Annotated in this window: 15 protein-coding genes and 1 pseudogene; 2 read left to right on the forward strand and 14 right to left on the reverse strand. The window is 61.2% G+C overall.

Annotated features, from left to right (window positions below):
- The 4 genes and pseudogenes from QZL63_RS07780 to QZL63_RS07795 form a co-directional block, all read right to left on the reverse strand.
- The coding region (locus QZL63_RS07780) for a helix-hairpin-helix domain-containing protein (protein WP_290586444.1) at positions 1 to 659 on the reverse strand (659 nt) is incomplete at its 3' end.
- A 6-nt stretch (positions 660 to 665) separates the two neighbouring features.
- A pseudogene (locus QZL63_RS07785) lies at positions 666 to 1,510 on the reverse strand (N-acetylmuramic acid 6-phosphate etherase).
- On the reverse strand, positions 1,470 to 2,321 hold the full coding sequence (locus QZL63_RS07790) for an N-acetylglucosamine kinase (protein ID WP_022308761.1): 852 nt from the start codon (positions 2,319 to 2,321) through the stop codon (positions 1,470 to 1,472). The pseudogene QZL63_RS07785 and the gene QZL63_RS07790 overlap by 41 nt, the downstream one beginning before the upstream one ends.
- 64 nt (positions 2,322 to 2,385) lie before the next feature.
- A complete protein-coding gene (locus QZL63_RS07795) occupies positions 2,386 to 4,563 on the reverse strand; it encodes a glutamine synthetase III family protein (protein ID WP_022308762.1) in 2,178 nt (725 codons plus the stop codon).
- A gap of 449 nt (positions 4,564 to 5,012) precedes the next feature.
- Here QZL63_RS07795 and QZL63_RS07800 point away from each other — a divergent pair, with 449 nt between their 5' ends.
- Both QZL63_RS07800 and scpA read left to right on the forward strand, forming a co-directional pair.
- Positions 5,013 to 6,860 carry a methylmalonyl-CoA mutase family protein gene (locus QZL63_RS07800; protein WP_022308764.1) on the forward strand — a complete coding sequence of 616 codons (1,848 nt, stop codon included), beginning with the start codon at positions 5,013 to 5,015 and terminating at the stop codon, positions 6,858 to 6,860.
- Between the two features lie 2 nt (positions 6,861 to 6,862).
- Positions 6,863 to 9,001, forward strand: a complete 2,139-nt coding sequence (gene scpA / locus QZL63_RS07805; RefSeq protein WP_022308765.1) for a methylmalonyl-CoA mutase — start codon at positions 6,863 to 6,865, stop codon at positions 8,999 to 9,001.
- Positions 9,002 to 9,159: 158 nt separating this feature from the next.
- Here scpA and QZL63_RS07810 read toward each other — a convergent pair whose 3' ends face one another.
- The 10 genes from QZL63_RS07810 to QZL63_RS07855 form a co-directional block, all read right to left on the reverse strand.
- A complete protein-coding gene (locus tag QZL63_RS07810; protein ID WP_022308766.1) occupies positions 9,160 to 10,302 on the reverse strand; it encodes an iron-containing alcohol dehydrogenase in 1,143 nt (380 codons plus the stop codon).
- A 323-nt stretch (positions 10,303 to 10,625) separates the two neighbouring features.
- Positions 10,626 to 12,656, reverse strand: coding sequence for a peptidylprolyl isomerase (locus QZL63_RS07815; protein ID WP_022308767.1), 2,031 nt, complete (start codon positions 12,654 to 12,656; stop codon positions 10,626 to 10,628).
- A gap of 79 nt (positions 12,657 to 12,735) precedes the next feature.
- A complete protein-coding gene (locus tag QZL63_RS07820) occupies positions 12,736 to 13,998 on the reverse strand; it encodes a hemolysin family protein (RefSeq protein ID WP_022308768.1) in 1,263 nt (420 codons plus the stop codon).
- 17 nt (positions 13,999 to 14,015) lie between these two features.
- On the reverse strand, positions 14,016 to 14,831 hold the full coding sequence (gene lptC, locus QZL63_RS07825) for an LPS export ABC transporter periplasmic protein LptC (protein WP_441293897.1): 816 nt from the start codon (positions 14,829 to 14,831) through the stop codon (positions 14,016 to 14,018).
- A gap of 77 nt (positions 14,832 to 14,908) precedes the next feature.
- Positions 14,909 to 16,246 carry a tetratricopeptide repeat protein gene (locus QZL63_RS07830; RefSeq protein ID WP_022308770.1) on the reverse strand — a complete coding sequence of 446 codons (1,338 nt, stop codon included), beginning with the start codon at positions 16,244 to 16,246 and terminating at the stop codon, positions 14,909 to 14,911.
- Positions 16,247 to 16,302: 56 nt separating this feature from the next.
- Positions 16,303 to 17,688 (reverse strand): OmpP1/FadL family transporter, encoded by a 1,386-nt coding sequence (locus QZL63_RS07835; RefSeq protein ID WP_022308771.1) that lies wholly within the window; start codon positions 17,686 to 17,688, stop codon positions 16,303 to 16,305.
- The gene (locus tag QZL63_RS07840; protein WP_022308772.1) at positions 17,663 to 18,403 is read right to left on the reverse strand and encodes a type III pantothenate kinase; all 741 of its coding nucleotides are present in this window, start codon (positions 18,401 to 18,403) and stop codon (positions 17,663 to 17,665) included. Before QZL63_RS07840 ends, QZL63_RS07835 begins: the two co-directional genes overlap by 26 nt.
- Positions 18,400 to 21,732, reverse strand: a complete 3,333-nt coding sequence (gene mfd, locus QZL63_RS07845; protein ID WP_022308773.1) for a transcription-repair coupling factor — start codon at positions 21,730 to 21,732, stop codon at positions 18,400 to 18,402. The genes QZL63_RS07840 and mfd overlap by 4 nt, the downstream gene beginning before the upstream one ends.
- A 114-nt stretch (positions 21,733 to 21,846) precedes the next feature.
- Positions 21,847 to 23,397, reverse strand: coding sequence for an Rne/Rng family ribonuclease (locus tag QZL63_RS07850; protein WP_022308774.1), 1,551 nt, complete (start codon positions 23,395 to 23,397; stop codon positions 21,847 to 21,849).
- 356 nt (positions 23,398 to 23,753) lie between these two features.
- A complete protein-coding gene (locus tag QZL63_RS07855) occupies positions 23,754 to 24,026 on the reverse strand; it encodes an HU family DNA-binding protein (protein ID WP_022308775.1) in 273 nt (90 codons plus the stop codon).
- Positions 24,027 to 24,048 lie beyond the last annotated feature (22 nt).

Consider the following 24,048-nt stretch of genomic DNA (forward strand, 5'->3'; position numbering starts at 1 on the left):
GGATTGAGCTCCACGGGAGCCTCGACGGGGTGCGGCCGGCGCTCGGGAAAGATCACATAGGGCTCGAGCGCCGCAGCCACCGAATCGCTGACGACGTAGCAGTCGCGGAGCTCCTCCATGTCGTAGATGCCGCTCAGGTCGCGCCAGCGGATGAAGGCCTCGGCCTGCCGCTTCGAAAGGGCCCCGATGGCCCTCAGGTAGTGCGCACTGACCGTGTCGATGCGGAACGGCGAGGGAGCAAGCAGCTGCGGAAGCACCCGGCCGCTGCGGTATTCGCGGGGCGCAATAGCGTAGCGGCGGCCGATCCGCACCCACGGTGCCAGGCGCCGGTAGAGCGAGTCGCTGATCCCGTAGCAGAGCGACAGGTCTTCGGGAATACGGAAGACCTTGCCTGCTGCACGGTACTTGAGCAGGCTGACCGCCTCGTGCTTCGAGAGCCCCAACCGGAGCAGTTCGTCGAAGTCGGCCGTATTGGGGTCGAACGGACGGAGACGGATGCTGTCCGCCGGCATGCGCCGCTCCATGGCGACCTCGACGCGCCGGGCCTCCAGCGGGTCACTCTTGGGCAGGAACAGCGCCACGGCCGCGACAAGCAGTCCGGCCAGCGGCAGGAAGACCGCCACGGCGCGGATCTCGCGTTCGGTAAAAAAACGTGCCATCGTCCATCAGTCGTTACAGTGTTCGAGCGCCTCCTTGACCGACCCCCAGCGCAGCAGCAGCGTCCGGGCCTCATCGTCGGTGAGTCCCGCGGCCTCGGCGACCATCCGGGTACCGCGCGCGACGAGCTTGTCGTTCGTAAGCTGCATGTGCACCATCCGGTTGCCCTCGACCCGCCCGAGGCGGATCATCACGGCCGTCGAAAGCATGTTGAGCATCAGTTTCTGTGCCGTACCCGCCTTCATGCGGGTCGAGCCGGTGACAAACTCCGGACCGACGACCGCCTCGAGCGCATACTCCGCAGCGGCGGCAGCCGGTGAGCCCGGATTGNNNNAGCGCCCCCAGCCGGTGACCCGGGATTGCAGACCACGGCTGCGGTCAGAAGCCCCTCCCGCCGCGCACGCTGCAGGCCGCCCACCACATACGGTGTCGTGCCGGAGGCGGCGATGCCGACCAACACGTCGCCGGCCGTCGGATGCCACGGTGCCATGTCGCGCCAGGCACCCTCGGAATCGTCCTCGGCATGCTCCACCGCACGTCTCAAGGCTCCGTCGCCACCGGCAATCAGGCCGATTACGCGGTCGAAGGGAATGCCGTAGGTCGGCGGCAGCTCCGAGGCGTCGGTCACCCCGAGCCGGCCGCTCGTGCCGGCGCCGATGTAAAACATCCGGCCGCCGGCCGCCATCCGTCCGACGACCTGCTCGACCAGGCGCTCCATGACCGGGATCGTCGCCCGCACGGCTTCGTGCACCCGAGCGTCCTCGCGGTTGATCCCCGTCAGGATGTCGTGCACCGACATCCGCTGCAAATTGTCATATGCCGAGCTCTGCTCGGTAATCCGATTCTCCTCCATGGTATTTCCAAATTTCTTCGGCCGGGGAGCAGACGATCCGCACGACCTCGCGTCCCGCCGCAGCCATCGCCTCGCGCAGCGGCTCCTCGAAATGGGCCGCCACCCCGCCGACAAAGGCAACGGGCAGTCCTGCCGGATAACCCGACAGATTGCGCGCGGCGAACTCGCCGAACGAGCGGACAACCATCTCCCGCACCGGTGCGCAATCCAGATGCGCACGGATGAAGGGCGCAAACGACGCCAGGAAGCGGTTGGCCGCCGGCTCGCGGTAGACCCGGCGGATCAGCCCGGCGTAGGTCAGGGCGAACGTGCGGAGGAACTCCTCGCGGAGCGGAATCGTCCCCTTGAAGATACCGTTCACCAGGTTGCGGCCCAGAACCGCACCGCTCCCCTCGTCGCCGAGCACATAGCCCAGCGGCGGGACATGGGCGACAATCTCGCCGCCGCGGCAGTGGCACGAATTCGAACCGGTGCCGAGGATGCAGGCGATCCCTTCGCCGCGCCCGAACAAGGCTCGGGCGGCACCGAGCAGATCGGAGCCCAGCCCGATGGCGGCCCCGGGGCCGAATCTCGCCGCCAGTTCCCGGCGCAACACGGCGGAAGCCTCCGGGAAGGAGTCGCCGCAGCCGGCCCCGTAGAAACGGAGCTCCTCCACGCCGTCGAGGGGCGGGAGCTCCGCCAACACGGCGCGGATCGCATCGGGAGACTGCTGCACGGCGTTGATCCCCACCGTCCGCAACCGGAGGATCCGGTCGCCGTCGCCGAAAATCCACTCGCACTTGGTCGAACCGCTGTCTGCAATGGCCTTCATACATACAAAGGTAAAAAAATAATCCGGAGTTTGCACCCCGGATTATTCGGATACGGGCCGACGGCTACCGCAGGAAGAGCAGTTCGCGGTACTTCGGCAGGGGCCAGATCTGGTCATCGACGATCTCCTCGAGCTTGTCGATGTGGTAGCGGATGCGGTCGAAGAAGACAGCCACCGTATCGTGGTAGGCGATCGCCTTCTCGCGCTGGTCCTCAATCCGGTTGGCCACCTTGCGCGCGTCGATCATCTCGCCCGTGAGTTTCTGGATCTCGGCCGTGTGGTCCTGGATCTTCTTGATCAGGGCGATGTCGGCCGAGGCGTTCAGTCCCGGGATCTGCGACATCTTGTAGACCTTGTCGAGCAGCAGCGCCTCGTAACGCGACGCGATCGGCACGATGTGGTTCATCGTCAGGTCGCCCAGCACCCGGCCCTCGATCTGGATCTTCTTGGTGTAGGTCTCCCACTTCACCTCGGTGCGGGCCTCGAGCTCGACTTTCGAGAAGACCCCCGTTTCGGCAAACATCCTGAGACTCGACTCGTCGAGGTAGCGGTCGAAGATCAGGGGCGTCGAGGTCTCGCAGTCCAGACCGCGCCGCGCCGCCTCGGCCTTCCACTCGTCCGAGTAGCCGTTGCCGTCGAAGAATATGTCCCGGCAGGCATTGATCATCTCCTTGAGCACCTCGTAGATCGCCTTCTCCTTGCGCACGCCGGCCTCGATGCGCGCATCGACCTTGCGCTTGAACTCCGTCAGTTCGTGGGCCATCGAGGCATTCAGCACGATCAACGCCTCGGCGCAGTTGTCCGACGAGCCGACGGCGCGGAACTCGAAGCGGTTGCCCGTGAAGGCGAAGGGCGACGTGCGGTTGCGGTCCGTGTTGTCGAGCAGCAGGGTCGGGATGTGCGAGATACCGCTCATCTTGAAGATGCTCTTGGCATCGAAGCGGATGGCATCACCGTCCTTCGAAGCGGCCAGCTTCTCGAGCACGGCCGAAACCTGCGAGCCGAGGAATGCCGAAATGATGGCCGGAGGCGCCTCGTTGGCACCCAGACGGTGGGCGTTCGTGGCGCTCATGATCGAAGCCTTGAGCAGGCCGTTGTATTTGTAGACGGCCGATACGGCATTGACCAGGAAGGTGATGAACTGCAGGTTCTCCGAAGCGCTCTTGCCCACACCAAAGAGGTTCACGCCCGTATCGGTGCCCAGCGACCAGTTGTTGTGCTTGCCCGAGCCGTTGATCCCCTTGAAGGGCTTCTCGTGCAGCAGCACCCGGAACTGATGACGGCGGGCGATCTTGTCCATGATCGTCATCAGCAACTGGTTGTGGTCGTTGGCCAGGTTGGCCTCCTCGTAGACCGGAGCCAGCTCGAACTGATTGGGCGCCACCTCGTTATGTCGTGTCTTGACGGGAATGCCCAGTTTCAGGCACTCGTACTCGAGATCCTTCATGAAGGCCATCACACGGGTCGGTATGGCCCCGAAATAGTGATCCTCGAGCTGCTGGTTCTTGGCCGACTCGTGCCCCATCAGCGTGCGGCCGGTCAGCATCAGGTCGGGACGCACGGCCCACAGGCTCTCGTCCACGAGAAAATACTCCTGTTCCCAACCCAGATAGGCGAAGACCTTCTGCACGTTCTTGTCGAAGTAGTGGCACACCTCCGTGGCAGCCTTGTCCACGGCTGTCAGCGAGCGCAGCAGCGGCACCTTGTAATCGAGCGCCTCACCCGTATAGGCGATGAAGACAGTGGGGATACAGAGCGTCGTATCGACGATGAAGGCCGGCGAAGCGGGATCCCAGGCCGAATAGCCGCGCGCCTCGAACGTATTGCGGATACCGCCGTTGGGGAACGACGAGGCATCGGACTCCTGCTGTACGAGCAGCTTACCCGAAAACTCCTCAAGTACCCCGCCGCAGCCGTCCGGCTCGGCAAAGGCATCGTGCTTCTCGGCCGTACCGCCCGTCAGCGGCTGGAACCAGTGGGTATAGTGGTCGGCTCCGTGCTCGAGGGCCCACTGCCGCATGCCGGCGGCGATGCTGTCGGCCACCTCGCGCGTCAGCGGCGTGCGGTGCTCCATCGTGTCGAGCAGCGCCGCATAGGTCTTCTTGTCGAGGTATTTGCGCATGGCTTCGCGACCGAAGACCTTCTCCCCGAAATAGTCCGAGGGACGCCCCTCGGGAGCCTTCACTTCGACGGCCGTGTGGTTGATCGCCGCATCGACCATCTTGAATCTGAGTAATGACATAACCGGATCAGTTTGTGTGTTTCTTCGGGAGACAAAGGTAAAAAAATTACGGTTTCGCTGTTTTTGCAAAATCGACATTTTTCCAAAAAATCACATTTTTTTCATGAGTTTTCCCGAAAATAGCCCCACTTTTCTGCCACATCAACGATTTTCAAACACCTTTTTCGGGAAAATAGATCCATTTTCACGAGACATGTGCAAAAATCACAACTTTTGCATTTCGGCAAAAACAGGCGTCATTCAGAACAATATTGACACGAAAAGCCGCAACAAGGATTCAAAAGCGGATATCGGGCCGAAAGCCGGGGAGGATACCTTTATAAATAAAAAAAGACCGACACTGTTATTTTGGTAACAATTTCTTGCTGCAATTCCTGAATTATTTGTACCTTTACGTGCAATTTGAAAAAAGAGGAGACTACACTACTTTACTAATCTCTAAATAAGTTATGGCAAATACCGAACGTGAAAAACTGTTCACCGAATTCCCGCCGGTCCCGACCGAGCAGTGGGAAGAGGTGATCAAGGTCGACCTGAAAGGGGCCGACTACGAGCGTAAACTGGTATGGCGTACGGGCGAAGGTTTCAACGTCCGTCCCTACTACCGCGCCGAAAATCTCGAAGGAATCAAGTTCCTCGGCTCGCAGGCAGGCGAGTTCCCCTACGTGCGCGGTACGCGTGCCCACAACCGCTGGCACGTGCATCAGACCATCACGGTCAATTGCCCGAAGGAGGCCAACGCCGAGGCACTGAAACTCCTCAATGCCGGCGTGGACTCGCTGGGCTTCGAGATCGCCAAGGAGGGCTTCACGGCCGCCGATCTCGAGACGCTGCTCGCTGAAATCCACATCCCCGCCATCGGACTGGTGTTCAGCGGCAAGGGCATGGGCGACCTGGCCGAGGCGGTCATCGCCAAGCTCGAGAAGGAGGGCATCGCTGCCGACGCCGACGTGGCGTTCGTCATCGACCCGATCGTCAAGGGCCTCTCGCAGAAGGGCTGCTTCTGCTCGCCCGACGGCGCAAAGTGCTTCGAGCGCATCGCTTCGCTCATCAAGAAGACCGCCGCCTACAAGCACATCCGCATCGTGACCGTTTCGGCCGACATCTTCGCAAACGCCGGTTCGACGATCGTCGAGGAACTGGCATTCGCCCTCTCGGCCGGTAACGACTACCTGGCCCGCCTGACCGACGCCGGACTCACGATCGACGAGGCCGCACGCAAGCTGCGCTTCTCGTTCGCCGTCACGTCGAACTACTTCCTCGAAATCGCCAAGTTCCGCGCCGCCCGCATGCTGTGGGCCAACATCGTCAAGGGCTACAATCCCGAGAAGGAGTGCGCCGGCAAGATGATGATCCACGCCTCGACGTCGCGCTGGAACCAGACCGTTTACGACCCCTATGTGAACATGCTGCGCGGCACGACCGAGGCCATGTCGGCCGTCATCGGCGGCGTATACTCGCTGGAGGTCACGCCGTTCGACGCCTCGTTCGAAACCCCGACCGAGTTCTCGAAGCGCATCGCCCACAACGTCGAGCTGCTGCTCAAGCACGAGGCGCACTTCGACCAGGTCGTAGACCCGGCCGGCGGTTCGTACTATGTCGAGAACCTCACGCAGTCGATCGCTGCCGAGGCCTGGAAGCTCTTCCTCGAAATCGAGGAGAAGGGCGGATACACCAAGGCCTATGAGGCAGGCTTCATCAAGGAGCGTGTCGAGGCTTCGGCCGCAGCCAAGGACAAGGCAATCGCTACGCGCCGTCAGACGCTGCTCGGCGCCAACCAGTTCCCCAACTTCACGGAGGTCGCACCCAAGGAGATCACCGAGGCAGCCGTTACGCGTGAGGCCGCCGAGGGCAACGTGCTGACGCCCTACCGCGGCGCCATGGCATTCGAGGCCATGCGTCTGCATGTGGACCGCTCGGGCAAGGAGCCCAAGGCCTTCATGCTCACGTGCGGCAGCCTGGCAATGGCTCGCGCCCGCGCACAGTTCTCGTGCAACTTCTTCGCTTGCGCCGGCATCCGCGTGATCGACAACACCTTCTTCAAGTCGCTCGAGGAGGGCGTCAAGGCCGCTCTCGAGTCGAAGGCAGAGATCGTCGTTGTCTGCGCTTCGGACGACGACTACGCCGAGGTGGCTCCGAAGATCAAGGAGATGCTCGGCGACAAGGCGATCCTCGTCGTCGCAGGTGCTCCGGCCTGCACGCCCGAACTGGAGGCACAGGGCATCACCAACTTCATCAACGTGAAGTCGAACGTCCTGGAAACCCTGAAGTTTTACCTTAAAGAGATGGGAATCTGATCATGAGAGCTAAATTTTCTGAACTGAAATACGATGGGGCCCAGCAGAAGAGCTGCTGCGCCTCGAAAGGCTGCGGCGAAGTGGAACCGTGGCTCACGGCCGAGCGCATTCCCGTCAAGGGCGCCTATACGGCCGAAGACCTCGAAGGCATGGAGCACCTGAACTATGCTGCAGGTATCGCCCCGTTCCTCCGCGGCCCCTATTCGACGATGTACGTGATGCGTCCGTGGACGATCCGCCAGTATGCCGGTTTCTCAACCGCCGAGGAGTCCAACGCATTCTACCGCCGTAACCTCGCCGCCGGCCAGAAGGGTCTTTCGGTGGCCTTCGACCTGGCTACGCACCGCGGCTACGACGCCGATCACCCGCGCGTAGTGGGCGACGTCGGCAAGGCCGGCGTATCGATCTGCTCGGTAGAGGACATGAAGGTGCTCTTCAACGGCATTCCCCTCGACCGCATGTCGGTGTCGATGACCATGAACGGCGCCGTGCTGCCCGTCCTGGCCTTCTACATCGTCACGGGTCTGGAGCAGGGCTGCACGCTCGACCAGCTCTCGGGTACGATCCAGAACGATATCCTCAAGGAGTTCATGGTGCGCAACACCTATATCTACCCGCCCGAGTTCTCGATGCGCATCATCGCCGACATCTTCGAGTACACCTCGAAGAACATGCCCAAGTTCAACTCGATCTCGATTTCGGGTTACCACATGCAGGAGGCGGGCGCCACGGCCGACATCGAGCTGGCCTACACGCTGGCCGACGGTCTGGAGTACCTCCGCGCAGGTATCAACGCCGGCATGTCGATCGACGCCTTCGCACCGCGTCTGTCGTTCTTCTGGGCCATCGGCATGAATCACTTCATGGAGATCGCCAAGATGCGCGCGGCACGTATGCTGTGGGCCAAGATCGTCAAGCAGTTTAACCCGAAGAACCCCAAATCGCTGGCACTGCGTACTCACTCGCAGACCTCGGGCTGGTCGCTCACGGAGCAGGATCCGTTCAACAACGTGGCACGTACGGCCATCGAGGCCATGGGCGCCGCCCTGGGTCACACCCAGTCGCTGCACACCAACGCCCTCGACGAGGCGATCGCCCTGCCGACCGACTTCTCGGCCCGTATCGCCCGCAACACGCAGATCTACATCCAGGAGGAGACCAACGTATGCCGTGAGATCGACCCGTGGGCCGGTTCCTACTATGTGGAGTCGCTGACCAACGAGATCGCACACAAGGCCTGGGAGCACATCCAGGAGATCGAGAAGCTCGGCGGTATGGCCAAGGCCATCGAGACCGGCATTCCGAAGATGCGTATCGAGGAGGCTGCCGCCCGCAAGCAGGCCCGCATCGACTCGGGTCAGGAGAAGATCATCGGCGTGAACGAGTACCGCCTGGAGAAGGAGGCCCCGATCGACATCCTCGCCGTGGACAACACCGCCGTACGCGAGAGCCAGATCAAGCGTCTGAAGGAGCTGCGCGCTTCGCGCGACGAGGCCGCCGTGAAGAAGGCGCTCGAGGCCATCACCGAGTGCGTGAAGACCAAGAAGGGCAACCTGCTGGAGCTGGCCGTCGAGGCTGCGAAGGTCCGTGCCACGCTGGGCGAGATCTCCGATGCCTGCGAGGTAGTCGTAGGTCGCTACAAGGCAGTTATCCGTTCCATTTCAGGTGTATATTCGTCAGAAGTGAAAAACGACAAATCGTTCGAGCGCGCCAAGGAGCTGTGCGCCGAGTTCGCCAAGAAAGAGGGCCGTCAGCCGCGCATCATGATCGCCAAGATGGGTCAGGACGGCCACGACCGCGGCGCCAAGGTGGTAGCCACGGGTTATGCCGACATCGGCTTCGACGTCGATATGGGTCCGCTGTTCCAGACTCCGGAGGAGGCTGCCAAGCAGGCCGTTGAGAACGACGTGCATGTAGTCGGCGTTTCGTCGCTGGCCGCAGGCCACCTGACGCTCGTTCCGCAGCTGATCGCCGAACTGAAGAAGCTCGGCCGCGAGGATATCATCGTCATCGTCGGCGGCGTCATTCCTCACCAGGATTACGACGAGCTCTACCGCGACGGCGCCGCCGCCATCTTCGGCCCCGGTACGCCGATCGCCACGGCAGCCATCAAGATGCTCGAGATCCTGCTCGCCGAATAACACCGGCCCTGCAGATCCGCACACGACGACGCCTCCGACCTTCGGGCCGGAGGCGTTTTTATCTCCCCGACGGACCCGTACTTTAGCCGTCCGCTACGAAAAATGTCCGCAGGTTGTGACTCAACCTGCGGACATTCGTCTTACGGGTACACGACCTGTCAGCGGCAGGCCTCCAGGATGCGGCGGGCCATCGCGCCGTCCACGTTGGCCGCCTCGCCATACCGGACGCCGGCGGCATTGAAGCGGCGCTCGATCTCGGCAATCGTCTCCTCGCCGATGCCCTCCTCCGAGAGGCGCGTCGATAGCCCCAGCGAACGGAAGAAGGCCTCCGTCGCCTCGAGCGTGCGGTCGATGCGCTCCTCCTCCGAGCCCTCGGCAATACCCCAGATCCGCTCGCCGTACTGAAGCAGCTTGCCGCGCTTCTGCTCACGCAACACACGCAGCGTACCGTTGATGACGATGGCCAGCGTAGCCCCGTGCGTGAGGCCGTGAAGCGCCGTCAGCTCGTGGCCGATCATGTGGGTAGCCCAGTCCTGCGACACACCCATGCGGATCATGTCGTTCAAGGCGAGCGTCGCACCGAGCATGTACTCCGACATGGTGTCATAGTCGCGCTGGGCGGCCAGAGCGCGCGGGGCGATCTCGACAACCGTGTGGAGAATACCTTCAGCCCAGCGGTCCATCAGCCGCGACTGCCCGGGGGTGGTCATGTACTGCTCAAGCACGTGCACGAAGGTATCCGAAAGACCGCAGGCAATCTGCCGCTGCGGCAGCGAGAAGAGCGTCTCGGGATCGAGGATCGAGAAGACGGGATAGTTGCCGTAGAAGGCGTACTTCTCCTTGGTCTCATAGCGCGAAATGACGGCGCCGTTGTTCATCTCGGAACCCGTGGCCGACATCGTCAGCACGGTGGCCAGGGGCACGGTCTGCGAGGCCTGGCCCTTGAGGACCAGATCCCAGGGATCGCCGTCGTAGAGCAGTCCGGCGGCCACGAGTTTCGTACCGTCGATCACCGAGCCGCCGCCTACGGCCAGCAGGAAATCGACACCTCGCTCCTTGCCGAGCGCCACGGCCTTGCGCAGCGTCTCGACCGACGGGTTGGGTTCGATGCCCCAGAACTCGACGAAATCACGGCCTTCAAGGGCTCGTACGACCTGCTCGTAGACCCCGTTGCGCTTGACGCTGCCGCCGCCGAAGGTGATCATGATCCGCCGGTCGGCGGGGATCAGTTTCGAAAGCCGGGCGATCTGCCCCTTGCCGAACACGAGTTCGGTCGGATTGTGATAAATGAAATTGTTCATATCTCGCTGTATTGATAAGGTTCACACCGGAAACTCCGCATCGGAGGCCCGGCAAGACAAAGATACGCAAAAAGTCGGGAGAATCTCCCCCACCCGGCACGTGAAATCGCACGGGAGGTTGGCGCCAGCAGGAGGCGGCGGTCCAAACGGATGGACTGCCGGTCACAGAGCCCCTGCCGGAGAGGGCTCGGCCTGCGGCTCGGCCGCCATACGCCCGACCGGGGAAGCCCTGCTCGCCGCCCCTCCTCTTCACAAAAAAAAGATCCCGGATGACAAACATCCGGGATCCCGTCAAACGGAGCTTCATGCTCCGCCTATTCCGATTAGAAGTACTGACCGCGCAGGTCCTCGATCTCGGCCATCTGCTGAACAGCCGGAATGGCGAACTGCTGGGCCATGCTCTCGGCCATCGCCTGGGCACGGACCTTCTCGGCCTCCGAAGTCTGCTTCTCGGAGGTCTGCACATCATCCACCACGAAGACATAGACGCCCGACATACCCTTGACGGGGCCCGTCAGGGCACCCTTCTGGGCCGAGGCGATCGCACCGACCAGACGCGGTTCGAAGCCGGCGCCATCGATGTAGAACGAAGCATAGTTCACATCCTTGAAGTCGGCGACCTCCGATCCCAGGCTCGAAGCCTGCTCCTCGAGGGTCGTACCGGCGAGGCTGCTGACGATGTAGTCGTATTTCTTGTCGCGCAGCACCTGAGCACGCAGTTGGGCTGCCACCTTCTCGGGCGATGCATACTCGTCGTTGTCGATGGCCGTCAGCATGGCGATCGCATAGTCCTTGCCTACGGAGAAGATCTCCGAGACGTCGCCGACTTCGGCGCCGTAGGCCCAGCGGGTCACGTCGCGCGAATCCTCCAGGCCGCGGATCGTGCGGTCACCCTGCGAGATCACGGCTACGCGCGGCGTAACCGAAGCCTCGGAAGCGGCACCGGCAAACGCCTCGGCCGAACCTTTGGCGTTCACCATGAACGAGCCGGCCTGGTTGTGCACGTTGCGGCGCGTCTCGGCCGAAGCCTCGACAGGATAGGTGATCGAAGCCACCTGCACGTGCTTGGTCGGCTTGCCGGCACGATATACCTGCATCAGCTGGATAGCGTCACCCGAAGCGACCTTCACGATGTCGCCCTCCTTGGCTCCGGCCAAGGCCTCGGCAAACTCACCCGAGAAGGCCGAGAAAGGCATTACACCCACCTCGCCGCCGTTGGCTGCCGTCATGTCATAGACCGAATACTGCGAAGCGGCCTGTGCGAAGTCGGCACCGCCGCGCAGGGCGGTCAGCAGGCTGTCAGCCAGCGTATCCTCGGTATAGGGGAGCACGATGTGGCGGATGCCCATCGAGTCGGAAACCATCTTCGTATCAAGGGCACGGGCCATCGTCCACTCGTTGTTCTTCAGCACGGGGCCATAGGTCTCGCCGGCCATCAGCGCGGCAGCCTCCTCCTCGGAGAGCTGGGCGGCCGAAACGTAGTTGTCGGCGATCTTGCCGTTGCGGTTGGCGCGGACGAACGACTTCAGCTCGTCCGTTGCCGCGAACTCCTTGCCCACCTCCGTAGCGGTCTTCTCGATAGCCAGCAGGTCATCGTCCGTGGGAGCCACCTCGAAGACCACGTACGAGATCGTACGGGAAGGCGTCTGACGGAACATGTCCTTGTGGCTGTTGTAGTAGGCCTTCATCTCCGACGGCGAAACGCTGATGATCGAGTCGGGAACCGACGAATACTTCTTGCCGGCCCATTTGCCCGTATAGGTCTCGTTGGCCGACTTCACGCCGCTGGCCACCTCGAGGGAATTGACGTAGACACCGCCGCGGATCAGACCGAAGTACTTCTGCATCTCACGCTCGGCACGGGCCTGCTCGTTGAGCTGGGTCCAGGCCTGTGCAGCCTGAGGATTGGTCTCGGCCTGTGCAAGGAAATCGGAGATTGCAGCTACGTTGTAGGTCCCCGTACGCGGATCGGCAAAAGCGTTGTAGAGCGTCTGCGAGGGCTGCTCGCCGCTGATCATCGCCATACGTTCGGGCTCGGTCACACGCAGACCCAGACGCTCGAAACCGGGCGTCATCACATACTTCGAGATGAGCGACTGCCACGTGGCGTTGGCCAGCATCGCAGCCTGCTGCTCGTCGTTCTCCTGAACGCCGCTCTGGGCCTTGATCTGCTCGTACTGGTCGTAATACTCCGAATAGTTGATCTTCTCGCCGTCGATCACGCCGACGCGAGGATCATTGCCCGAGAAACCCATCTCGGTCTTCAATGAGAGGATGAATGCCAAGAGGGCCAGTGCAATGATGATCGAAAGCACGATGCCGAACTTGGTTCGTAAAGTGTTTAAACTTGCCATATAAATTGTTAATTATTCGTATTGTTCCGAAAGATCAGCCAAAGGTAGTAAAATATTCGGAAATAGCCCCATATGTGGGCTACAATTTTTTCACGCGGGCCAGTTCGATCCGCGAACGCGTCGTGCGCAGAATCCGGAGCTGGAGGTTTCCTATAAGCAGCGTCTCTCCGCCCGAGGGAATCCCCTCGTAGTGGTAGATGATGAAGCCGGCCAGCGTGTCGTATTCGCGGCTCTCCTCAATGCCCAGGTCGTAGCGCTCGTTGAGGTATTTCACCTCCAGACGGCACGAAAAGACATACTCGTCGGGGCCCACCTGTTTCTCCACAAGGTCCGGCACGTCGTGTTCGTCCTCGATCTCTCCGAAGATCTGTTCGAGCACGTCCTCGAGCGAGATGACACCCGCCGTACCGCCGAACTCGTCGATGACCACCGCAATGTTCGTCTTGTGCTTGATGAAGTTCTCGAGCACGGACTGCAGCGGCATGGTCTCGGGAACGAAATTGACGGCCATCATCACGTCGGAAATCTGTTTCGGCAGCGTGAAGAGGCTCTTCGAATTGACATACCCGATGATGTTGTCGATCGATTTGCGCCAGACAAAGATCCGCGAAAACTTCGAATCGACGAACCGCTCGGTAAGCTGTTCGATGCTCGTCGAGTCGATATCGACCGCCTCGACGTCCACACGGGGCACCATGCAGTCGCGCACGCGCAGGTCGGCGAAATCAAGCGCATTCTGGAAGAGTTTCAGTTCGTGGTCCGGTTCGGCGTGCTGCTCCGTATTGCTTGCGTCGAGCAGCGCGGCAAGATCCTCACGGTCGAAGCTCGGAGTCAGCTGCTCCTCCGTGACGCGCCGCCCGGCCAGGCGCAGGATTCCGTGCGAAAGCAGGGTTGTGAAGCGTGCAACGGGATAGAGCACGATATAGAAGAAATAGATGACCGGAGCCAGCGCCCGATAATAGAAGTTGGGGCTGTTCTTGAAGATCGATTTGGGCAGGAACTCCGCAAAGAAGATGATGATGAGCGTCGAGACCGCCGTATCGACAGCCACGGAGCCTTCCGCTGCCATCGTCTCCCACCCCAACCATCCGTAGATGGTGCGCAGGAGGATCGACATGGCCAGCGAATAGACTACCAGGGCGATGTTGTTGCCCACGAGGATCGTGGTGATGTACTGCCCGGGATGGCGGGCAAAGACCTCCGCGATGCGGTCGAACATCCGGCTCTGCTTGCGGTCGATCTCCAGTTTGAGCCGGTTCTTGCTCGTAAAGGCGATCTCCATGCCCGAAAAGAAAGCGGACAGGAGCAGCATCACGACGATCAGTATGACGATGGTAAGCATCTGAATCGGATTACGGATTATTCGGACAGGCGGCCGTCGGCCGAATCGCCCTGTTTCAAAGCCCTCGACGGTACGATGCCGGGATCATCCAACCGTACGGGCTCCTCCTGTGCCGAGGCCGGGAGTGACGCCGGAAGATCGGCACGGGTCGGCAGCGAGGCAGGACTGTCGGCAGGCAGCGGACGCGGAGCCGGAGCCGGTTTCACGGCATCAGGGCGCCGGGCGGGGCGGTCGTCGGCTGCGTTTTGCTCCCCGCCGGACGGACGCACGGGACGCACGGCTGTGGAGTCCGTGGAGTCGGCCGCAGGTCGCATCTCCACCTCCATCCGGCCCTTCATCCGGCGGAAGCGCCAGTCCTTGAACGACTCGTCGGACTCGAAGCCCTCCCCGATGAACACCTCGCGGCCGTTCTTCTGCACGACCTTCGAATCGACGTTCGAATAGATCTTTCCCGTCTTGGCGTTCCAGAAAAGCTGCTGCGTATAGAGCGTCTTGCCGTCGGACTTCTCCACTACGACGTTGCCCTTGGCCTCCCAAAGTTCGCGCTTTTCATAGTTGATGGCGTAGTTGGCCGTCAGCACCACATCGACCGACGTGAGCGAATCGTCCTGATAGGTCGTGATCTTCACCCCCTTGCGGAATTCACGGTAGGGCTCGCGGGCCAGACCGTAACCCTCGAGCAGCGGGGTGACGAAATGGTACGAGCGGCGTCCGTTGCGCGACATGATGAGCGAAAGATTCTCGCAGTATTCGGACATCATCGTCTCGGTCGAGGCGGCCTCTGCTTCTGCCTCCTTCTCCTTGCACGAGTATAGCAAGATAGCACTCCCCACAACGGAGAGTGCTACCCTGAAATATCTTGACAGGCGTTTTCCCATTTACACGGTGCGTGTATGCAAGAGGTACGCGCTTAGCGGGGACGCACGGTCGTAACGACACCGGCGGCCGTACCGCAGGTGACCGTATAGCGTGCACCGGACTGCAGCTCGTTGAAGAAGCACTCCTCCGTGTTGGGGAAGTTGGCACGGTAGTTCGCCAGCGAAGCCTTGGCCGGCTCAACATACTCCGAGTCGCCCGGAAGCAGCTCGATGGCCTTGGCCATGGCATCATAGGCGGCCCAGAAAGTAGCCTGGCCGGCGAATCCGCCGCAGGTCGAAGCCGAAGCAGCATAGCACTGGCCCAGCACGAAGTACGGGGCGCCGTCCTCGGGATTCAGGTCGCGGGCCTGACGGGCCGACGAAGCAGCATTCGTATAGTCCTTGTTGATCAGAGCCACAAGCGAGATGTGCAGGAGCAGCTTCTGACGCTCCATGTCATCCTTCTCGACGGCCAGTGCCTCGTTCAGGTAGTTGAGCGCCTTGGCAAAGTCGCCCTTGTTCTGGAAAGCGGAAGCCAGCGACATGGCAGCCTCGGCCGACGGCTTGATCGCATAGTATTTCTCGGCGGTGGCGAGGTAGAAGTCGCTATTGCACTTGGCACGGCCCATCAGCGATACGGCCTGGGCGAGCAGCGCCTCGTCATCGGGAGCGGCGGCCAGCTTGTTGCTGAAGAGTTTCTCGAGGTTCTCGCAGCTTGCGGCACCGCTCAGTCCGAAGGCGGCATCCAGCTGGTTCTTGAGCTCTGCACCCGAGGGGTTGTTCTCGAAGAAGGGCAGCAGGCGGTCGTACTCGGCGATGATCTCGTCGGGCATCACCTCGTCGGTATTCTTGTAGTCGTCGCACAGGTTCGAGAAGTAGGCTACGACGGTCTCCAGATCGGCATTGGCGCCACCGGCCTCGATCGCCTCGCGGAATGCCTTGCGGATACCCGCACGGTCGTTGGGCTTGTAGGTCAGGTATTCACGGGCCTTCTGGTCGAGGATGAAGGCGAGACCCTGCTTCGGATCGTCACCGAAGTACTTCGCACGCAGGTCGTAGATCAGCATCAGCGAGTCGATGTAGACATTCTTCTCGGCCACGCTCTTCGCACGGTTGATCTTCTGCTTGTAGGTATTGGCTCCACGCTGGTAGATGGCCACCGAAGCGTCGGGGCAGCTGTTGAGCAGTTCCTTGAGGTAATGTGCGGCCGCATCGTAGTTGCGGTTCTCGTACGACTCCTTGAGGAAGTTGCTGTTGAGGATGTTCTTCTCGCGCTCCTCGGGAGTGTCGCCCCACTTGGCATACTGCGGGCCACTGAAATCCTGTTGTGCCATTGCGGCTACTGCGAAAAACGTGCAAGCCGCAGAAAGCAAGAATTTAACATTTTTCATCGGTCAGATTAATTTTTGTGTGTTGTTTTATGTATTGTTTACCTTTGTTCGCTGCATCAATCGTATTTGGGCCGCATGAACCAGTACTCGCCGTTCTCCTGGCCTCCGGCGAAGAGCGAGAAACCGATCGAGAACTTCACGTACTGCTGACGGACAAGCCCGATCCGCTCGGCGATGTTGTAGCCGCGACGGCCGTACTCCACGCCGATGTCGATCGACGAAATGGCCCACAGCTTGACCGGGACTCCCAGACCGGCCGTCACGGCATACTGTGCAAGTTTGTCGCCATTGTAGGTCTGGTTGTAATAACCGTAGCGGAAACCGGCACGGTAGGAGATACGCTTCATGAACCGACGCACGTCGTAGCGGTTGGGCGTGAACTCCACGCCGACCTTGATCGTACTCGTATTGGTGTAGGCCACCTCGTAGGAGGAGGGATTGCCCGCGCCGTTGTTGCTCGTTCCGGTCATCTCGCTGCGTGTATTGCTGCTGCCCCAGTTCTGGTAGACATAATCGACACCCATCGCCCACTTGGCCGTCTGGTAATAGACGCCCACGGCCAGCTGGCGCGGAAGAACCAGCTTCAGATGGGTCGTGTCGCCCTTGACCGTCGAGCTGTACAGGTCGCCGATATAGATGCGTTTCGACACTTCGGGATTCAGGTTGCCGCCGATATCGAAAGCCGCACCGACCGTCAGGATGCGTTTCTGGTTCAGGATCGGACTCCACTGCACGCCGACCTGTCCCTTGACCGTAGAGATCGTATAGCTGTCCAGACCCACCGTCGAGGCAAAGGTTCCCTCACCGGTGATCGACGTCGGGGTCATGATGAAATCGCGGTCGATACTGCCCCAGTAATACTGGGCGGCCACACCGATCGAGAAGTTCTTGAAGACCTCCCAGCCCAGTCCGAGCTTCACCTCCGACACGTCGCCTTCGCCCTGGTAGTTGTACTGCACGCGGCCCACATTGCCCCACACCGGGTCGGACGGGTCGTAGTCATGGTAGTACTTCGTGCGGTAGCCCACCGAACTGTAGGGTGTCAGGCTGAAGCCGAGGCCCAGCTTGCGCGTGATGGGCATCTGGAAAGCGATATCGTGGAAGTTGAACGTATTGTAGGCCGTGCTCTTGTTTGCGCCGGCCACCGTCTGCGAATTGTAGTAGTTCTGCCCCTCGAGGCCGAAATTGAACAGGAAGGTCTTCTGCGGGGCCGAACTGAAGGCCGCGGGGTTGAGCAGATTGACAACGCCCGTCGAGCGCATGGCCACACCGACGCCACCCATCGAACGCATCGGCAGCGTACCGGGTGTATTCTGTTCGCCGATGCCGTACATCGTATAGGGTGAGAAGGCGTTAATGCTGCTTGTCTGGGCCCATGCGGCTACCGGGAACAGCGCCGCAGCAGCGACAACCAGCTTAATCAAGGTGTTCTTCACTTGCATTGTACTCCAAAATTCTGTTCAACCCGTAAAAAACGAGATTACAATTTGCAAATATCGTATTTTTAATTCTTTTCACAAAGAATTTCGCGTCCCCGCCCGTAAAAATTACGCACAAATCCTCAAATTCCCCCTCCAGACGGGCCACATACCCTTCGATCTCGAAGGCGATCGAGTTCATCACACCGAGCCGGATGGCCTCGTCGGTCGTCCGCCCCACGGCCCGCTCCGAATCGATGGCGTCGCAAAGCGGCAGCGAGGCCGTATACTCGTGCAGCGACCGAAACCGCATCGCCATGCCGGGCGAGATGCACCCTCCGCGGAAGACGCCATCGGCCGACAGCAGGTCGATCGTCACGGCCGTACCCAGATCGACGATCAGCGCATTGCGTCCCGGATAGAGGGCGGCGGCACCGACGGCGGCAGCCAGTCGGTCGCGCCCCAGCGTCGCAGGCGTAAGGTAGGCGTTGCCGATCGGCACGGGGGTAGCGGCGGTGAATTCGAGCACCCGGTACGCAAACCTCCGCACGAGTTCCACGATCCCGGGTACAGGTCCCCGCGTCGAGGAGATCACGGCCCGGTCTGCCCGGCGTCCGCCGAGCAGCCCCTCGAGCGTGGCGGCCGAAAGCGTCTCGGCACCGCACTGCTCCGTGAGGCGTCCCTGCTCGAACAGGGCGAGCTTGACGCGCGTGTTGCCTACATCGACGATCAGGTTCACAGCTCCCGCAACGTTTTATAGGCGTCCTCGACGTCTTTGACATTCCTAACGGTCATCGCCAGCCGATTATTGTGCTGCTTGAGCACAAAACGATCGGGGCGCTGCGTGACGCGCTGCAACAGCTGCATGAACACATCGCTCTTGTAGTAGGGCGAATTCTCCTCGCCTACAAAGTGGACGATCATCAGCCCGTTCTTGACCTTCACGCGCTCCATGCCCAGGCGGATGGCCTCCCAACGCAGACGCACGACGTTGAGCAACTCGCGGGCGGCACGCGGCAGCGGGCCGAAACGGTCCACCAGACGGCCCTCGAAGGCGACCAGCGCCTGCTCGTCCTTCGTCGAGTCGAGCTCGCGGTAGAGCTTCAGGCGCTCGGCCTGCTGGGCGACATAGCCGTCCGGGAGGCCGGCCTCGACCTCGATCTCGATGTACGCGTCGTCGATGAAGTGCATCTGCCCGACAGCCTGCTCCTCCTCGGGCGAGAGGCCCGGGACGTTCAGGCCCTCGGCGCGCAGTTCGGCAATGGCCTCGTTCATGATCTTCTGGTAGGTCTCGAAACCGATGTCGGCGATGAAGCCGCTCTGCTCGGCACCCAGCAGGTTGCCCGCACCCCGGATGTCGAGGTCCTGCATGGCGATGTTGAAGCCCGAACCGAGGTCCGAGAACTCCTCGATGGCCCGCAGGCGCCGCCGCGCGTCGGACGAAAGCAGCTCGTCGGGCGGCGAGAGCAGGTAGCAGTACCCCTTCTGGTTCGAGCGGCCGACACGCCCGCGCAGCTGGTGCAGGTCGCTCAGACCGAAGTTCTGCGCATTGTTCACGATGATCGTATTGGCGTTGGGGATGTCGATGCCGTTCTCGACGATCGTCGTCGAGACCAGCACGTCGAACTCCCCGTAGATGAAGTCCATGATCAGCTTCTCGAGTTGCTCGGCAGGCATCTTGCCGTGGCCGATGGCGACACGGGCCTTCGGGCAGAGGCGCGTAACGAGCCCCTGCAGCGTCGGCAGGTCCTCGACCCGGTTGTGAACGAAGTAGACCTGACCGCCGCGCGCGAGCTCCGTCTCGACGGCATCGCGGATGATCTCCTCCGAGAAGACGTGCGACTCGGTGAGGATCGGCTGCCGGTTGGGCGGCGGCGTCGAGATGACCGACAGGTCGCGCGATCCCATGAGCGAGAACTGCAGCGTACGCGGGATCGGCGTCGCCGTAAGGGTCAGCGTATCGACCGAAACGCTCATCTCCGTGAGCTTCTCCTTGGCGGCCACTCCGAACTTCTGCTCCTCGTCGATGATCAACAGCCCCAGGTCGCGGAAGCGGATCTGCCGGCCCAGCATCTTGTGCGTGCCGATCAGGATGTCGATCCGCCCGGCTGCCAGATCCTCGCGGATCTGCGCCACCTCCCGGCTGCTCTTCGAACGGTTGAGGTACTCGACCCGCACGGGAAAATCGCGCAGGCGCTCGGTGAACGAGCGGTAGTGCTGCAGGGCGAGGATCGTCGTCGGGACCAGCACGGCCACCTGCTTGCCGTCGGTCGCGGCCTTGAATGCGGCGCGGATCGCCACCTCGGTCTTGCCGAAACCCACGTCGCCGCAGACCAGACGGTCCATCGGCTGGTCCGACTCCATGTCCCGCTTGATGGCGGACGTCGCAGCCTGCTGGTCGGGAGTGTCCTCCCAGCGGAACGACGCCTCGAGCTCGTGCTGGAGGTAGCCGTCGGGCGAGAAGGCAAAACCCTTCGACGCCTTGCGCTTGGCATAGAGGGCGATGAGCTGGCGCGAGATGTCCTTGACGGCCTTCTTCGTGGCGTTCTTGAGTTTCTGCCAGGCTCCCGTGCCAAGCTTGTAGACCTTCGGCGGTTCGCCGTCGCCCGACTTGTAGCGCGAGATGCGGTGCAGCGAGTGGACATTGACGAAGAGTACGTCGCCGTCCTTGTAGACGAGCTTGATGGCCTCGTGCGTCTTGCCGTTCTCGTTGATCTTCACCAGCCCGTCGAACCGGCCCACGCCGTGGTCGATGTGCACCACGTAGTCGCCCGGCCGCAGCTGGTTCAGTTCGGCAACGGTCATCTGCTCGTCGCGGCGGATCTCGCCGTTGATGCGGTAGCGCTGGTAGCGGTCGAAGATCTGGTGGTCGGTATAGAGGCACAGCTTCAGGTCGTTGTCCACAAACCCCTCGTGCAGCGTCGTCGCAACGGCCCGCACGACGGCCTGACCGCGGCCGATCTGGTGGAAGATGTTCTCCAGGCGCTCGACCTGCGCCTTGTTCTCCGAAAGTATATAGGTGTCGTACCCCCGCAGGGCATTGCGGATCATGTCGTCGGCAAGCATCTCGAAGTTCTTGTTGAACTTCGGCTGCGGGGAGGTCGAGAAGGTCACCTTTGCCGTGGCGGGACGCTCTGCGACGTTGTCGCGCAGCAGGAAGAGACGGCTTGCAGCCAAGTCGGAGAGCAATCCGTTGCGGCTCGTCAGCAAGCTGTCGATGCGTTCGGGCTGCTCCATGTCTGCAAGCGTGCGGCGCCGCACGTCGTTCACGCGCCGCAGCACATAGTCGGCATCGTAGAACCAGAAGGCGGCATCCGCACCGGCAAAGCGGGCCAGTGAGACCCGCGCGGCACTCTGCACCGCGGTGTTCAGGTCGGGGATGATCTCCACGCGCTCGAGTTTGTCGGCCGAAAGCTGGCTCGAGATGTTGAAGCGCCGGATCGAATCGACCTCGTCTCCGAAGAAATCCAGACGGTAGGGCTTGCTCTCCGAAAAGGAGAAGACATCGACGATGCCGCCGCGCACGGAGTACTGCCCCGGCTCGTAAACGAAATCGACACGCGTGAAGGCGGCATCGACCAGCTCCTGTTCGAGCACCTCGATCGAGATCCGGTCGCCGACCTGCACGGCTATCGTCCCGCGGTTGAGCGCCTCGGCATCAACGATCCGCTCGGCCAGCGCCTCGGGATAGGTGCAGACCACCAGATAGCCCTTGCCCGCAAATCCGCGCAGGGCATTCATCGTCGCCGTACGCTGCACGACACCCTGCGGGTCCTCGACGCCGTTGGCCGCCGAATGTTTATAGGACGAGGGGAAGAAGCAGACCCGCTCCTCGTCGAGCAGGTTGTAGAAGTCGTTGAGCAGATAGGCGGCCGCATCGCGGTCCTCAGCCACGAAGACGTGGACACCGCCGCAGCGGGCCACGACAGCCGAGGCATAGAACGGAAGGGCGCCGCCGACCAGCTCCTCGAGATGGACGGCCGCACCGGCTTTCTTGTATTCACGGCACAAAGCCCCGAGATTCTTCGATCCGGCGGCAAACTGCGCCAACTGCTCACGGGCGGTCATAATGGGTCATTGGGTTTGGGGACGGTTCCGGCACGCGGCACCTCCGCCGCAACCGGGTCTTCCGCCACCGGTTCGGGACGCCCCTTTCAGAAGAGAGGTTGGTCCCGGAACGTGTTATTTGTTAATCAGGTCGTTGTCCTTTCGGTCGTGGTAGTGCACCTCGACGATGCCCGTACTCTGATCCTCGACCACCTGCAGGCGGACCTTGTATTTCCACTCCCAGCGCCGGCGCAGCGACCAGAAACCCCGCTTGAGGAAGCAGGCCACATAGGGGCTCACGACCAGTTTGATGAACTTGTGCCCGCGGTCCTGCGTGAGGAACGAGATCTGGTTCTCGATCTTCTTGTCGAGCAGCACCGTGGGTTCGATCTTGCCTGTTCCGTTGCAGGTCGGGCAGACGTCCGAGACACTCTCGACGGCCACCGGGCGCACCCGCTGGCGGGTGATCTGCATCAGTCCGAACTTCGTGAGCGGGAGGACCGTGTGCTTGGCCTTGTCGGTCTCCATGAGCTTGACCATCTCGTCGTAAAGCGCCTGCTTGTTCTGCGCCTTGTGCAGGTCGATGAAGTCGATGATGACGATGCCGCCCAGATCGCGCAGGCGCAGCTGCCGCGCGATCTCCTTCGCGGCGGCCAGATTAACATCCATGGCCGTCTGCTCCTGATTGTCCTCGGCCTTGGTGCGGTTGCCCGAGTTCACGTCGATGACGTTCATCGCCTCCGTGTGCTCGATGATCAGGTAGGCGCCGCGCTTGAGCGACACGTATTTGGCGAAGAGCGACTTGATCTGCTTCGAGATGTCGAAGTTGTCGAAGATCGGCACGTTGCCCTTGTAGAGTTTGACGATCTTCACCTTCTCGGGATCGATCTGCTTGATGTAATCACGGATCTCGTTGTACATCGCCTCGTCATCGACGGCGATCTGCGAGAACGACCCGTTGAGCGAATCGCGGATGATCGTGTTGGCGCGGTTCATCTCGTTCATCAGCTGGTCGGGGGCCGTACTCCGGCGGATGGCCGCCACGGTCTTGCGCCAGCGGTCGATCTGCGTCTGGATGTCGTGCTCGATGTCCTCGTCCTTGGCCTCCATGGCCGCCGTGCGGATAATGACGCCGAAGTTTTTCGGAAGGACCGCCGCCGCGATGCGCTTCAGCCGCTTCTTCTCCTCGGCCGAGCGGATCTTCTGCGAAAGGAAGACCTTCGACGAGAAGGGAACCAGCACCACGTTGCGGCCCGCGAGCGAGATATCGGCCGTCAGGCGGGGTCCCTTCGTGGAGATGGCCTCCTTAGCCACCTGCACCATGATCTGCTGCCCCACCTGAAGGTAGTCGCCGATCTTGCCCCCCTTCTCGACCGGAGCCTCGAGTTTCATGGTCTCGGCGCGCAGTCCCCGTTTGCCGGGCTGCTGCGAGGCGACGAGCTTCTGGAGCGAGAGGAAATGCGTCCCCAGGTCGAGGTAATGGATGAAGGCGTCCTTTTCGTGTCCTATATTGACGAATGCCGCATTGAGTCCCGGCATGATCTTGCGCACCTTTCCGAGGTAGATGTCCCCCACGGCGAACCCCGTCTGACACTGCTCCTTGTTCAGTTCGACAAGGACCTTGTCTTCACACAGGGCGATGGAGATCTCGGTCGGAGTGACGTTTACGATGAGTTCTCTGTTCATTTGCTGCTGTATCGTGTGTCGCGCACCGGGATGCCGGGCGCGGAGTGATGAGGTTTTCGGGCCGCCTGTTGGCATGGAGTGGCGGCAAACTCCAAAGTCTCTGACTGTCAATGCGCCGCAGGCGCTTCCGGCCGCTGCCGGAGGTGCGGGATACCCGCGTGGATTTAAATAGGTAAAGCTAAAAGAGCATGGGCTCCTTTAGCTTTATCTATCGTTAGCACTAAAGTGCTACCCTACTTTTTCTTGTGACGGTTCTTGCGAAGACGTTTTTTACGCTTGTGGGTAGCCATCTTGTGACGCTTATGCTTCTTTCCGTTCGGCATAATCTAAAAATTTTAGAGGTTCTTGGATTTATTTTACTTCACCTTCGCTGCGAAGCTCTTTGCGGGCTTGAAAGCAGTAATGTTGTGTTCGGGAATGGTGATCGTCGTATTCTTCGAGATGTTGCGGGCAACCTTCTTAGCGCGCTTCTTCACGATGAAGCTGCCGAAACCGCGAAGATAGACATTATTTTTCTGGGTCAGCGACGTCTTGATGCTCTCCATGAAAGCCTCGACGATAGCCTGCACCTGCACTTTCTCGACGCCGGTGCTTTTTGCGATTTCGCTTACGATATCTGCCTTTGTCATAGTATTTATATGTTATAAAAAT

This window comes from Alistipes sp. CAG:268 (assembly GCA_000434235.1).
Classification (GTDB): Bacteria; Bacteroidota; Bacteroidia; order Bacteroidales; family Rikenellaceae; genus Alistipes; species Alistipes avistercoris.